General features: G+C 63.4%; 7 protein-coding genes and 3 rRNA genes. All 10 read left to right on the forward strand.

The annotated features are described in order from the left end of the window. The first annotated feature begins 133 nt into the window (after positions 1 to 133). Positions 134 to 835, forward strand: a complete 702-nt coding sequence (locus BJ963_RS15420; protein ID WP_179457427.1) for a histidine phosphatase family protein — start codon at positions 134 to 136, stop codon at positions 833 to 835. After that, the gene (locus BJ963_RS15425; protein WP_179457428.1) at positions 832 to 1,449 is read left to right on the forward strand and encodes a redoxin family protein; all 618 of its coding nucleotides are present in this window, start codon (positions 832 to 834) and stop codon (positions 1,447 to 1,449) included. The genes BJ963_RS15420 and BJ963_RS15425 overlap by 4 nt, the downstream gene beginning before the upstream one ends. Position 1,450: 1 nt before the next feature. Then, complete coding sequence (locus BJ963_RS15430) at positions 1,451 to 2,191, forward strand: cytochrome c biogenesis CcdA family protein (RefSeq protein ID WP_020076057.1); 741 nt, start codon at positions 1,451 to 1,453, stop codon at positions 2,189 to 2,191. Further along, the gene (gene resB, locus BJ963_RS15435; RefSeq protein WP_089915607.1) at positions 2,175 to 3,803 is read left to right on the forward strand and encodes a cytochrome c biogenesis protein ResB; all 1,629 of its coding nucleotides are present in this window, start codon (positions 2,175 to 2,177) and stop codon (positions 3,801 to 3,803) included. The genes BJ963_RS15430 and resB overlap by 17 nt, the downstream gene beginning before the upstream one ends. Before the next feature lie 9 nt (positions 3,804 to 3,812). After that, positions 3,813 to 4,880, forward strand: a complete 1,068-nt coding sequence (gene ccsB / locus BJ963_RS15440) for a c-type cytochrome biogenesis protein CcsB (protein WP_179457429.1) — start codon at positions 3,813 to 3,815, stop codon at positions 4,878 to 4,880. A 698-nt stretch (positions 4,881 to 5,578) separates the two neighbouring features. Continuing rightward, a 16S ribosomal RNA gene (locus BJ963_RS15445) occupies positions 5,579 to 7,102 on the forward strand. Between the two features lie 413 nt (positions 7,103 to 7,515). Then, positions 7,516 to 10,629: ribosomal RNA gene (locus BJ963_RS15450) — 23S ribosomal RNA — on the forward strand. Between the two features lie 133 nt (positions 10,630 to 10,762). Continuing rightward, positions 10,763 to 10,879 (forward strand): 5S ribosomal RNA (gene rrf / locus BJ963_RS15455). Together the 16S, 23S and 5S rRNA genes form the textbook arrangement of a ribosomal RNA operon. 1,351 nt (positions 10,880 to 12,230) lie before the next feature. Continuing rightward, positions 12,231 to 12,989 carry a hypothetical protein gene (locus BJ963_RS19270; protein ID WP_246298077.1) on the forward strand — a complete coding sequence of 253 codons (759 nt, stop codon included), beginning with the start codon at positions 12,231 to 12,233 and terminating at the stop codon, positions 12,987 to 12,989. Then, the gene (locus tag BJ963_RS15465) at positions 12,964 to 13,983 is read left to right on the forward strand and encodes an HAD-IIA family hydrolase (RefSeq protein ID WP_179457431.1); all 1,020 of its coding nucleotides are present in this window, start codon (positions 12,964 to 12,966) and stop codon (positions 13,981 to 13,983) included. The genes BJ963_RS19270 and BJ963_RS15465 overlap by 26 nt, the downstream gene beginning before the upstream one ends. Positions 13,984 to 13,990 lie beyond the last annotated feature (7 nt).

Raw genomic sequence — 13,990 nt, forward strand, 5'->3', positions numbered from 1 at the left:
CCCCTCTCAGGCCGGGCCGGTCGCGGGAATCTGTGGAGAAGTGCGAGCCCTCTCAGCCTGGGGACGGTTCCGGCCGGACGTGCCGCGCGGGCGCTCAGTGAATTCAAGGGAACCCCCTCCGTAGACTGGAGCGGTGGTAGCGAGCCAGGTTCACCTCGTCCGTCATGGCGAGGTGTTCAATCCCGACGGCATCCTGTACGGCAGGCTGCCGGGCTTCGGCCTCTCCAAACTCGGCCATCGCATGGCACAGGCCGCAGCAGACGACCTGCGCGAGCGGTCGCGGCCGGTCAGCGCACTCCGCGTCTCGCCGCTCCAGCGCACGCGCGAGTCCGCGGCTCCCATCGCGGCGGAGTTCGGCCTGGAGCCCGTCATCGACGAGCGCATCATCGAGCCGACCAACCGCTTCGAGGGCACGCGCATGAAGCGCGCCGTGCGCAATCCGGCGTACTGGCCGTACCTGGTGAATCCGCTTCGCCCGAGCTGGGGTGAGGCGTACACGAGCATCGAGCGCCGCATGATGGCCGCCATCCACGACGCGTTCGATTCGGTCGAGTCGGGCGATGTCGTCCTCGTCAGCCACCAGCTGCCGATCTGGGTCGCTCACCTCTCCGTCGCGGGAGAGCGCTACGCGCACGATCCGCGCAAGCGCCGCTGCGCGCTCTCCAGCATCACCACGTTCGAGCGGGTGAACGCCGACTCGGAGGTCCCGACCGACCAGGCCGAGCCTCCCGTCCATCCCGGCCGCACACCCGAAGCCCAGCGTCTGGTCGAGGTCGGCTACGTCGAGCCCGCCGCGAGCCTCCAGTCCGCCGCCACCGATGTGGGGGCCGTGTGACCTCCGTGTCCCGCCTCCGCTCCCGCATCCTCCTGCCTGCCGCCGCCCTCGCTGCGGCGACAGCGCTCGCACTCTCCGGCTGCACGGCGAACGACGGCCTCGCGAACCAGTACCGCTCCGGCAACGGCCAGAACTACATCGCCGGCGATGGAACGGTCAGCGAGTTCGCCGCGGGCAACCGGGGGGATGCGGTGTCGTTCACCGGCACACTGCAGGACGGAAGCACGGTGTCCTCCGCCGACTACGCGGGCAAGGTTCTCGTCGTCAACTTCTGGTACGCCGGCTGTCCGCCGTGCCGGGTGGAGGCGCCGGACCTCGAATCGCTCAGCAACAAGTACAAGTCCGAGGGCGTCACCTTCCTGGGCGTCAACCTGTACGACTCCGCGCAGACGGCCGAGAGCTTCGAGAAGGAGAAGGGCGTCACGTACCCGTCCGTCCTGGACCGCGACACCGGATCCGTCCTTCTCGCATTCAGCAAGACCGTCCCGCCGAAGGCCACCCCGACGACGCTGGTCGTCGACAAGGAGGGCCGCGTCGCCGCGCGCATCCTCGGAGCGATCCCCGGCAAGAGCATCCTCGACACGCTCATCTCCGACGCCGTGGCCGAGAACTGACGTGGGCGACGTCGGTCAGATCGTCTTCAGCGGTCAGCTCCTGCTGGCGCTGCCGATCGCGCTCCTCGCCGGGCTCGTGTCGTTCGCGTCTCCGTGCGTCCTGCCCCTGGTGCCGGGGTACCTCGCCTACGTCGGCGGGATGAGCGACCCGGGGGCCAAGCGCGACCGCTCCCGCGTGCTGACGGGCGTCGCCCTGTTCGTCCTCGGGTTCGCCATCGTGTTCGTCGCCTACGGGGCCGCGTTCGGAGCGCTCGGCTACTGGCTGGTGCGCTGGCAGGATGTCGTGGTCCGGGTGCTCGGAGCCCTCGTGATCGTCATGGGTCTGGTGTTCATCGGCCAGTTCTCGTTCCTGCAGCGGACCATCAAGCCCTCGTGGCGCCCGGCCACCGGACTGATCGGCGCCCCCCTCCTCGGCATCGTCTTCGGGTTGGGATGGACGCCGTGCATCGGGCCGACGCTCGCCGCCATCAGCGCGCTGAGCGTCGGAAGCGGTTCGCCCTGGCGCGGCGCCCTGCTGGGGCTCTTCTACTGCATCGGCCTCGGCATCCCGTTCCTCCTCGTGGCCCTCGGGTTCGACTGGGTGGCGGGGTCCGTCGCCTTCATCAAGCGGCACATCCGTGTCATCAACATCATCGGAGGCGTTCTGCTCGTGGCCATCGGAGTCTTGATGGTGACCGGCCTGTGGAGCGAACTCATGTCCCAGTTCTTGGCGGTGATCCAAGGTTTTGAGCCGGCCCTCTGATCACATCGACGCGCCTCCCCAGCGGGAGGACCCGGAGGTCGTCCAGCCGAAGCTGGGCCCGACCGGGTGGATCCGCTGGTTCTGGCGTCAGCTCACCAGCATGCGCACGGCGCTGTTCCTGCTGCTGCTGCTCGCCATCGCCGCCGTCCCCGGGTCCCTCGTCCCGCAGCGGAGCTCGGACCCGAACGGCGTCACCAAGTACTTCAGCGAGAACCCGTCGCTCGCGCCCGTGCTCGACAAGCTGCAGTTCTTCGACGTCTACACCTCCGTGTGGTTCTCGGCGATCTACCTGTTGCTCTTCGCCTCCCTGATCGGGTGCATCATCCCGCGCACGCGGCACCACTTCGAGGCGATGCGCGCCAAGCCGCCGCGCACGCCGGTGCGCCTCACGCGCATGTCCGGGTTCCAGGCCCGCATCCTCCCGGCGGCGCTCCGGCCCGACGCCCCGGACCCGATCCTCACCGCCCGGGATGTGCTCAAGGCGAATCGCTACCGCGTCGCCCTGTACCAGGACGCGCGGTCGACCTCCGTCTCCGCGGAGCGCGGCTACCTGCGCGAGACAGGCAACCTGGTGTTCCACATCGCCCTGCTCGGAGTTCTGCTCGCGATCGGCGTCGGCGGCGGCTTCGGCTACACCGGTCAGAAGATCGTGGTCGAAGGCCAGAGTTTCGTGAACAGCCTGCCCTCGTACAACTCGTTCAATCCCGGCCGGTTCTTCAACGACGCATCGCTCGTGCCGTTCTCCATCGGGGTGGACAAGCTGGATGTCGCGTACGAGACCAAGAACCGGGATGCGATCGGCACGCCGCTCGACTACACGGCGCACGTGAAGACGACGGGCCCGGGGGATGCGTCCTCCGACACCACGATCAAGGTCAACGAGCCGCTCGCCATCGGCGGGACGAACGTGTACCTCCTCGGCAACGGCTACGCACCGACGATCACGGTGAAGGACCCGGCGGGCAAGGTCGTCTTCAACGACTCCGTCCCGTTCATCCCTCAGGCGGACCCGAACCTGACGTCCCTGGGCTTCGTCAAGGTGCCGGACGGCTTGAAGCAGCAGGTCGGGATGATCGGCTTCTTCTACCCGACGGTCACGGAGAGCTCGACCGGGGGCGGCGCGCTGGCGTCCAAGTTCCCCGGGCTGAACGATCCCGTCCTGAGCTTGAACGTGTACGCGGGCGATCTCGGCGTCGACGACGGTGTCCCGCAGTCCGTCTACAGCCTGAACACGGACACCCTCGAGCAGCTCGCCGGACCGCCGACCAAGACGAAGGCCCTGCAGCTGAAGCCCGGGCAGACGGTGGAGCTCCCGAACGGGCTCGGCACGATCTCCCTCGACGGCGTCAAGCGGTTCGCGACGCTGGAGGTCCACCACGATCCCGCCCAGATCTGGGTGCTCGTCTTCGCCATCCTCATCCTCGCCGGCCTGCTCACCTCGCTGTTCGTCCCTCGGCGACGTCTGTGGGTCAAGGCGGTGGAGAACCCCGACGGGTCCCTGACCCTCGAGTACGCGGGACTCGCCCGCGGAGAGGACCCGAACCTCCTGGCGGCCGTGACCGCGGTCGCCGATCAGCACTCCCGAGCCCTGGCGGGCTCCCCGAAGACATAGGCTTGCATCGTGACCGAGACACTCGCTCAGCTGTCGACCGTGTTCCTGTACGCGGCGATGGGACTCTACGCGGCGGCGTTCATCGCCTTCGCCCTCGATCTCGCGCGCCGCGGGGCGCGGGCGACGGCGGTCGAGGCGGCGGTGGTCCCGAGCGCGGTGGCGCGCAGGGCGGAAGTCGCCGCTCCGGTGGGAGCGGGCGCGACGACCGTGATCGGCGGCGGACCGAGTGACGCTCCGCCCGAGCCGTCCTCCGCGCTCGGCCGGTTGTCCTCGCGCATCAGCAGCCGGGTCGAGGACGACCTCGTCGCGGGATCCGCGAACTCCCTCTCGATGCGATGGGCGTTCGCGCTCACCATCGTCGGCTTCGCGTTCCACCTGGTCGCGGTCGTGCTCCGGGGGATCGCCGCCGCGCGTGTGCCGTGGGCCAACATGTGGGAGTTCTCGATGACGGGCACGCTCGTCATCATCGGCGTGTTCCTCATCGCCAACCTCAAGTGGCCGATCGCGTACGTCGGAACGTTCGTGCTGGGTCTGGTGCTCGTCCTGCAGGGGATCGCCCTACTGCGGTACTACGTGCCCGTCGTCCCCTTGCAGCCGGCGCTCCAGTCGTACTGGCTCGTCATCCACATCATCGTCGCCGTGCTGGGCACGGCGTTCTTCGCCCTCGGGTTCGCGTTGTCCGGACTGCAGCTGCTGCAGTACCGGAGGGAACGGCAGGTGGCCGAGTCCCGTCCGCAGCAGTTCCGCTTCCTGGCGACGCTCCCGAGTTCGGTGGCTCTCGAGAACCTCGCCTACCGGATCAACATCGTCGGCTTCATCGCCTGGACCTTCACCCTCATCGCCGGAGCGATCTGGGCGGAGAAGGCATGGGGCCGGTACTGGGGCTGGGACACCAAGGAAGTCTGGACGTTCATCATCTGGGTGATCTACGCCGGCTACATCCACGCCCGCGCCACCCGCGGATGGCGGGGCTCGCGGTCAGCGTGGTTGGCGATCATCGGATTCGCCGCGGTGCTCTTCAACTTCGGGATCGTCAACGTGTTCTTCCACGGTCTGCACGCCTACTCGGGGCTGTGACCCGAGACGATCCGCCCGTCTGAACAGAACCCCCTCGGAGCTTCGGCCCCGAGGGGGTTCTGGCGTTTCGGCGGGGGATGCGGCCTCCCGGGGGAGAGATCCGCGGAATTCCGGGGATGTCAAGCGCGACACGCCCGGGCCGCAGGCCGAATTTGCACGTCCACGGAGGCCTGCGTAAAGTACTTACTTGTCACCCCAAAGGTGCGGGAGAGCGGAAGAGCTCCCCGGCCTCAAGCGGGACCAAATCCTTAGCCTAGCGGCAAACCTGAACTTGAATTAGTTCGGTTGCTGCGCTTAGGATTAACACCCACTCACTGAGCAGGTCTAACCGGTTCGGATCGTGTGATCGGTTGTGCCCACCATATATCGGGCCAACGAGGAACACGAAACGCCGACTTGACAAACTGACTGAGAGTGGTAAGGTAGAGAAGTTGCCTCGCAGAGAAAGCCGACAGGCTGGAAGGCGAGAGCGTCCGATCCTTGAGAACTCAACAGCGTGCACAATGTCAAATGCCAAACAACCTCGGCATTGACTGTCTAGACCTAGTCTAGTGGTCGATGCGAGATTCCTTTGGATTAGAAACAGAATGTCAGTAGATATTCGAAACTAGTCAAGACAAACTCGCAGTGCGCGGACCTATTTCCGGTCCAAGCCTGCACTATGTTTCCCGGTCGCTTGCGATCGTGGAGCTAAACATTTTACGGAGAGTTTGATCCTGGCTCAGGACGAACGCTGGCGGCGTGCTTAACACATGCAAGTCGAACGATGAACCTGGAGCTTGCTCTAGGGGATTAGTGGCGAACGGGTGAGTAACACGTGAGTAACCTGCCCTTGACTCTGGGATAACCTCCGGAAACGGAAGCTAATACCGGATATGACGTACGGAGGCATCTCCTGTACGTGGAAAGAATTTCGGTCAAGGATGGACTCGCGGCCTATCAGGTAGTTGGTGAGGTAACGGCCCACCAAGCCTACGACGGGTAGCCGGCCTGAGAGGGTGACCGGCCACACTGGGACTGAGACACGGCCCAGACTCCTACGGGAGGCAGCAGTGGGGAATATTGCACAATGGGCGCAAGCCTGATGCAGCAACGCCGCGTGAGGGATGACGGCCTTCGGGTTGTAAACCTCTTTTAGTAGGGAAGAAGCGAAAGTGACGGTACCTGCAGAAAAAGCACCGGCTAACTACGTGCCAGCAGCCGCGGTAATACGTAGGGTGCGAGCGTTGTCCGGAATTATTGGGCGTAAAGAGCTCGTAGGCGGTCTGTCGCGTCTGCTGTGAAAACCCGAGGCTCAACCTCGGGCCTGCAGTGGGTACGGGCAGACTAGAGTGCGGTAGGGGAGAATGGAATTCCTGGTGTAGCGGTGGAATGCGCAGATATCAGGAGGAACACCGATGGCGAAGGCAGTTCTCTGGGCCGTAACTGACGCTGAGGAGCGAAAGCGTGGGGAGCGAACAGGATTAGATACCCTGGTAGTCCACGCCGTAAACGTTGGGCGCTAGATGTGGGGACCATTCCACGGTTTCCGTGTCGCAGCTAACGCATTAAGCGCCCCGCCTGGGGAGTACGGCCGCAAGGCTAAAACTCAAAGGAATTGACGGGGGCCCGCACAAGCGGCGGAGCATGCGGATTAATTCGATGCAACGCGAAGAACCTTACCAAGGCTTGACATATACGAGAACGGGCCAGAAATGGTCAACTCTTTGGACACTCGTAAACAGGTGGTGCATGGTTGTCGTCAGCTCGTGTCGTGAGATGTTGGGTTAAGTCCCGCAACGAGCGCAACCCTCGTTCTATGTTGCCAGCACGTAATGGTGGGAACTCATAGGAGACTGCCGGGGTCAACTCGGAGGAAGGTGGGGATGACGTCAAATCATCATGCCCCTTATGTCTTGGGCTTCACGCATGCTACAATGGCCGGTACAAAGGGCTGCAATACCGTAAGGTGGAGCGAATCCCAAAAAGCCGGTCTCAGTTCGGATTGAGGTCTGCAACTCGACCTCATGAAGTCGGAGTCGCTAGTAATCGCAGATCAGCAACGCTGCGGTGAATACGTTCCCGGGCCTTGTACACACCGCCCGTCAAGTCATGAAAGTCGGTAACACCCGAAGCCGGTGGCCCAACCCTTGTGGAGGGAGCCGTCGAAGGTGGGATCGGTGATTAGGACTAAGTCGTAACAAGGTAGCCGTACCGGAAGGTGCGGCTGGATCACCTCCTTTCTAAGGAGCAACTGGCACCCTCGGGTGTCCAGGCGCCGGATCTGAGCGAACGTCTCAGCCGGTAGCTCATGGGTGGAACATTGACATTGGTGCGGAGCCGAACGGCTCGAACTCAGTACATCCCTCGGGATAGGAACGGTTCGGACTGCGAAGCTTCGCACATGCACGCTGTTGGGTCCTGAGGGACCGGACCTCATCCGATCGGATGAGAACCCGAACCTCTGGACCTTTTCTTGTCGGTCATAACTCGGCCGGCGGAGAAGGTACCGCCCGTACTTTGAGAACTACACAGTGGACGCGAGCATCTTAGATTCGAACCTTCGGGTTCGGATCACAAAGATGATCTGATTTATTAGATCATTGGTCAATCTGCTCATCTTCGGATGAGTCGATCGATTCTAAAACTCATGTGATTTCAAGTTTCTAAGAGCAAACGGTGGATGCCTTGGCATCTGGAGCCGAAGAAGGACGTAGCAATCTGCGATAAGCCTCGGGGAGTTGATAAGCGAACTTTGATCCGAGGATTTCCGAATGGGGAAACCCCGCTGGGCCCTTTGGGTGACCCAGTGACTCCCGCCTGAATATATAGGGCGGGTAGAGGGAACGTGGGGAAGTGAAACATCTCAGTACCCACAGGAAGAGAAAGCAAAAGCGATTCCGTTAGTAGTGGCGAGCGAACCCGGAAGAGGCTAAACCGATCATGTGTGATAGCCGGCAGGCGTTGCATGGTCGGGGTTGCGGGACTTTTCAGCAGCTTCTGCCGAACTGCAAGCGTTACAAAGGATCATAGGCGAATGGTATTGAAAGGCCAGTCATAGAGGGTGCCAACCCCGTAGCCGAAATGGTCCAATGGCGCGAAGAGTATCCCAAGTAGCACGGGGCCCGAGAAATCCCGTGTGAATCTGTCAGGACCACCTGATAAGCCTAAATACTCCCAGATGACCGATAGCGGACAAGTACCGTGAGGGAAAGGTGAAAAGTACCCCGGGAGGGGAGTGAAATAGTACCTGAAACCGTTTGCTTACAAACCGTTGGAGCCTCCTTGTAGGGGTGACAGCGTGCCTTTTGAAGAATGAGCCTGCGAGTTAGCGATATGTGGCGAGGTTAACCCGTGAGGGGTAGCCGTAGCGAAAGCGAGTCTGAATAGGGCGATTCAGTCGCATGTCCTAGACCCGAAGCGAAGTGATCTATCCATGGCCAGGTTGAAGCGACGGTAAGACGTCGTGGAGGACCGAACCCACTTAGGTTGAAAACTGAGGGGATGAGCTGTGGATAGGGGTGAAAGGCCAATCAAACTTCGTGATAGCTGGTTCTCTCCGAAATGCATTTAGGTGCAGCGTTGCGTGTTTCTTGCCGGAGGTAGAGCTACTGGATGGCCGATGGGCCCCAAAAGGTTACTGACGTCAGCCAAACTCCGAATGCCGGTAAGTGAGAGCGCAGCAGTGAGACGGTGGGGGATAAGCTTCATCGTCGAGAGGGAAACAACCCAGACCACCAACTAAGGTCCCTAAGCGCGTGCTAAGTGGGAAAGGATGTGGAGTTGCACAGACAACCAGGAGGTTGGCTTAGAAGCAGCCACCCTTGAAAGAGTGCGTAATAGCTCACTGGTCAAGTGATTCCGCGCCGACAATGTAACGGGGCTCAAGCACGCCACCGAAGTTGTGGCATTGACATTATTGGTAGGCCTTCGTGGTCCAGCCGTGTTGATGGGTAGGAGAGCGTCGTGTGGCGAGTGAAGCGGCGGTGTGAACCAGCCGTGGACGCCACACGAGTGAGAATGCAGGCATGAGTAGCGAAAGACGGGTGAGAAACCCGTCCTCCGAAAGACCAAGGGTTCCAGGGCCAGGCTAATCCGCCCTGGGTAAGTCGGGACCTAAGGCGAGGCCGACAGGCGTAGTCGATGGACAACGGGTTGATATTCCCGTACCGGCGAAGAACCGCCCAAGCTAATCCAGTGGTGCTAAGAGTCCTAATCCTGGACACGGATCCCTTCGGGGTGAAGGTCCGGGCCTAACGCTCGACCCCATGCTGGTGCGGCTAGCGTATTAACAGGTGTGACGCAGGAAGGTAGCCCAGCCGGGCGATGGTTGTCCCGGTGTAAGTGTGTAAGCCGAGAGATAGGCAAATCCGTCTCTCATATAGGCCCAGGCACGATGCGTAGTCTTCATTGACGAAATGGGTGATCCTATGCTGCCAAGAAAAGCATCGACGCGAGGTTCCAGCCGCCCGTACCCCAAACCGACTCAGGTGGTCAGGTAGAGAATACCAAGGAGATCGAGAGAATCGTGGTTAAGGAACTCGGCAAAATGCCCCCGTAACTTCGGGAGAAGGGGGGCCTGAGGCGTGAAGGGATTTACTCCTGGAGCGTTTGAAGGCCGCAGAGACCAGTGGGAAGCGACTGTTTACTAAAAACACAGGTCCGTGCCAAGTCGCAAGACGATGTATACGGACTGACGCCTGCCCGGTGCTGGAAGGTTAAGAGGAAGGGTTAGCTTCGGCGAAGCTCAGAATTTAAGCCCCAGTAAACGGCGGTGGTAACTATAACCATCCTAAGGTAGCGAAATTCCTTGTCGGGTAAGTTCCGACCTGCACGAATGGCGTAACGACTTCCCAGCTGTCTCAACCGCGAACTCGGCGAAATTGCACTACGAGTAAAGATGCTCGTTACGCGCAGCAGGACGGAAAGACCCCGTGACCTTTACTACAGCTTGGTATTGGTGTTCGGTGTGGCTTGTGTAGGATAGGTGGGAGACTTTGAAGCCGGCACGCCAGTGTCGGTGGAGTCAATGTTGAAATACCACTCTGGTCACTCTGGATATCTAACTTAGAACCGTAATCCGGTTCAGGGACAGTGCCTGGTGGGTAGTTTAACTGGGGCGGTTGCCTCCCAAAAAGTAACGGAGGCGCCCAAAGGTTCCCTCAACCTGGTTGGCAATCAGGTGTCGAGTGTAAGTGCACAAGGGAGCTTGACTGTGAGACTGACAAGTCGAGCAGGGACGAAAGTCGGGACTAGTGATCCGGCAGTGGCTTGTGGAAGCGCTGTCGCTCAACGGATAAAAGGTACCTCGGGGATAACAGGCTGATCTTGCCCAAGAGTCCATATCGACGGCATGGTTTGGCACCTCGATGTCGGCTCGTCGCATCCTGGGGCTGGAGTAGGTCCCAAGGGTTGGGCTGTTCGCCCATTAAAGCGGTACGCGAGCTGGGTTTAGAACGTCGTGAGACAGTTCGGTCCCTATCCGCTGCGCGCGTAGGAAATTTGAGAGGATCTGACCCTAGTACGAGAGGACCGGGTTGGACGAACCTCTGGTGTGTCAGTTGTTCCGCCAGGAGCACCGCTGATTAGCTACGTTCGGGATGGATAACCGCTGAAAGCATCTAAGCGGGAAGCCGGCCTCAAGATGAGATTTCCATGCCTTCGGGCGAGAGGCTCCCAGCTAGACTACTGGGTTGATAGGCCGGATGTGGAAGTGGGGACTAAAGACCCATGGAGCTGACCGGTACTAATAAGCCGATAACTTGATAATCACCACTCTCATAAACGTTGTAAGGCAGCTATGAGGGGCCAAGATTGTTCGCGTCCACTATGTGGTTCTCGATGTACGGTCGAGAACTGATTCAAGCGAAGCTTGATCGTTCACTTTGATACATCAATAGTGTTTCGGCGGCCATAGCGAGAGGGAAACGCCCGGTTACATTCCGAACCCGGAAGCTAAGACTCTCTGCGCCGATGGTACTGCAGGGGGGACCCTGTGGGAGAGTAGGACACCGCCGGACTTCTTTGTGAGATGGCCACCCAGTGATGGGTGGCCATTTCGCGTTAACGGGGTCAGTAGCAGCACGAAGCATAGGCTGGGCTCGACCCGCCGACTCGACAGGAGAAGCCGTGAGCGACACACCGGCAGACGAGAACGCCCGGAACGAGCGACCGCGGCGCCAGCAGCCCGACCGTTCCGACCGTGGGAGTGCCGGGTACCGGCAGGATCGGGGCGACTCTGGTCAAGGTCGCCGGCCGCGCGAGAACGGCGGATACCGACCGTCCCGGGACGGCGACCAGGGTGGCCGCGCTCCGCGGGGCGACGGGTACCGACCGTCGCGCGATGGCGGCGGTCAGCAGGGGCGTTCACGGAGCACCGGCGACGGGTATCGGCCTGGCCGGAACGACGGCGACGCCCGCAGTGGTTCGCCGCGGGGCGGCGACGGCTATCGTTCCCGCGACGACCGCGCAACCGGCCGCCCGCGTACCGGCGGCGACGGATACCGGCCCGCCCGGAACGACGGAGACCGTGGTGGCCGGCCTGGTACGGGCGGCGGCGCCTCGCGCGACCGCTCGGTGTCGAGCAGTGGGAGTTGGCGCAGCAACCGGACGGATGGTGCCGGCAGCGATGAGCGCCGCTCGGGCGGGTATCGCTCCGATCGCGGCGGGGCGCCGCAGTACCGTGGCGACCGCACCGAGGGCAGAGGAGCCGACCGCGATCGCGGCCGCTCGCGTGACGATGGGCGTCCAGCTCGTGAGTGGAAGCCGCGTTCTGACGATGGCCGTCCCGCTCGTGAGTGGAAGCCGCGTGGCGGCGATGACCGACCGTCGCGTGGCGGCAAGCCGCGTTCTGACGACGGGCGTCCGGCTCGTGAGTGGAAGCCGCGTTCTGACGATGGCCGTCCCGCTCGTGAGTGGAAGCCGCGTTCTGACGATGGCCGTCCCGCTCGTGAGTGGAAGCCGCGTGGCGGCGATGACCGACCGTCGCGTGGCGGCAAGCCGCGCACCGAGGGCGGCGACCGGTATCGCTCGAGCGGTGACCGCGGACAGTACAACGGTCGCCCCGCGCGGGCGGGCGACAGCCCGCGTTCCGGCGGTTTCCGCGACGACAGGCAGGGCCGTCCCCCGAAGAACGACGGACTCTGGACGCGCGAAGGTCGACCAGCGCGCGGAGACAGGGACGCTCGCGATGAGAGCTGGCGCACCGACGAAGAGGCCCAGCTCGCCCGCGAGCTGCAGTCCGTCCGTCCGCGCCACGACGACCCGCTGATCCCCGAGGATGTCCAGGCCCGGGATCTTCCCGGTGAGGCTCGCGTCGAACTGAAGACCCTGAGCAAGGACAACGCCGACTGGGTCGCCAAGCACCTGGTCATGGCGAGCCGCCTGATCGAGGACGACCCGGAGCTGGCGCACCAGCACGCTCTCTCGGCCGCGCGCCGGGCGGGACGCGTGGCCGTCGTCCGCGAGACGCTGGCGATCACCGCGTACGCGATCGGCGACTTCGCCCTGGCGCTGCGTGAACTGCGCACATACCGGCGCATCTCCGGGTCCAACGACCAGCTGCCGCTCATGGTGGACAGCGAGCGTGGCGTCGGCCGGCCCGACCGTGCGCTCGAACTCGGCCGCTCCGTCGACCGATCCACCCTCCCGGCCGATGTCCAGGTGTCACTGGCCATCGCCATGTCGGGTGCCCGGCTCGACCTCGGCCAGCCGGAAGCCGCGCTGGCCGAGCTCGAGATCCCCCAGCTGGATCCCACCCGCGCGTTCTCGTACAGCGCCGATCTCTTCCACGCCTATGCGGAGGTGCTCGACGACCTCGGACGCGCCGGGGACGCCGCGCGCTGGCGTGAGCTGGCGCAGCGGGCGGAGGAAGCCTTCGACCAGGCGAACCCGACGGACGAGCTCGAGACGATCGACGTGATCGAAGAGGAGGTGCCCCTCGACCCGGAGGAGTCGTCCGACGAGCCGCTCCTCGACGAGGACGAGCTCGAAGTCGAAGCGCTCCTCAGCGAGGATGACGGCGATGACCTCGTCGACGACGACCACACCGACGACCAGGCCGGGGACGACGACCAGGCAGACGACGAGGAGGGTGAGCCGACCGATGGCGCTGTTCCGACGGAGCACTGAGGGGCGTGCGCCGCTCGATGGCGTCGACCTCGTTCTCGCCGACCTCGACGGCGTCGTCTACAAGGGCCCGGACGCCATCCCGTATGCCGTCGAGAGCCTGAACGCCGTCGCTGAAACCCTGCGAGTCGGTTACATCACGAACAACGCGTCGCGCACCGATGCATCCGTCGCCGAGCACCTCACCCGCCTCGGACTGCGCGTCGCGCCGACCGACGTCGTCACGTCTCCCCAGGCCGCCGTGCGGCTGCTTGCGCAGCACGTGGCCGCCGGTTCCCGCATCCTGGTGGTCGGCGGCGACGGTCTCGTCGCCGAGGTCGAGAAGGGCGGCTTCACCGTGACACGCTCGGCCGACGAGTCGCCGGCCGCGGTCATCCAGGGGTTCTCGCCCGACGTGGGATGGGCCGAGTTGGCCGAGGCGTCCTTCGCGCTGCAGGGACGCACCGACGACGAGCGCCCGTGGATCGCCACCAACACGGACTGGACGATCCCGGTCGCCCGGGGGATCGCGCCAGGAAACGGGACGCTGGTCTCGGCCGTGCACACCGCGGTCGGGCGGCTGCCTCTGGTCGCGGGAAAGCCGGAGCGGGCCATCTTCGACGAGGCGGTCGCGCGGTTCCACGCGCAGAAGCCGCTGTTCATCGGCGACCGGCTCGACACGGACATCCTCGGCGCCAACCGGGCGGGCATCGCGTCCGTCCTCGTCCTCACCGGGATCGACGGCGGAAAGCAGTTGCTCTCCGCCGACGCGGAATCGCGGCCCACGTTCATCGTCCGTGACCTCCGCGGGCTCAGCGAGCCGTATCCGGAGGTCAAGACAGCGAAGAACGGCGCGGTCAGCGTGCGGGATGCGACCGTGGCGATCGACGGCAACGACGTCCGGATCCTGTCCGAAGGAACGGACGAGCTCGACCTGCTCCGCGCGGCGTGCGCCGCGATCTGGAACTCGGGTCGCGCCATCTACGGCCTCGAGGTTCCGGAGCGCCTCTACAGCTGACGCCGGA

Origin of the sequence: Leifsonia soli, assembly GCF_013408745.1 — a bacterium.
Lineage (GTDB): Bacteria > Actinomycetota > Actinomycetes > Actinomycetales > Microbacteriaceae > Leifsonia > Leifsonia soli.